The 452-nt window shown below is 76.1% G+C and carries 1 pseudogene; it reads left to right on the top strand.

What is annotated here, in order from left to right:
- Window positions 1–452, top strand: a pseudogene (locus KUM32_RS36420) (hypothetical protein); the annotation flags it as partial.

Raw genomic sequence — 452 nt, 5'->3', positions numbered from 1 at the left:
GCGTCTTCCCGGTCGACACGCCCCTTCCCCCCACCACCGGCCCCTCCCCGGTCGACACGCCCGTCCTGCCGTCCACCGGCCCCGCCGGCCCCCTGGGCACCGGAACCAACGACCCCCACCCGGGCCCCTCCCGCCCGCTCGCCGGCACGGGACCCCAGCCCCTGCCAACGGAAACCGACCCCAACAACCCGACCCACATCCCCGAGACGGAGCAACCGGCCGCCCAGCAGCCCGGCCAGGAACAGCCCGCACCCGTCTCCATACCGGACACCACCCTGACCGGCCCCACGACCACTCCCCCGTCCACACCCTCCACACCGACGCCTCCGCCCGCACCCACACCAGCACCCACACCGGCACCGGGCGGCGACCAGACCACGAGAGCAGGACACGGGCCCACGGCTGCCTCCTCCGGCCGCAACGACACCCCGGCCGGCCAGATCCCGGCCCCC

The sequence above is a fragment of the Streptomyces sp. AC627_RSS907 genome, from assembly GCF_019049165.1.
The sequence above is the reverse complement of the archived record's forward strand: the minus strand, read 5'-3'. Positions and strand labels throughout refer to the sequence as shown.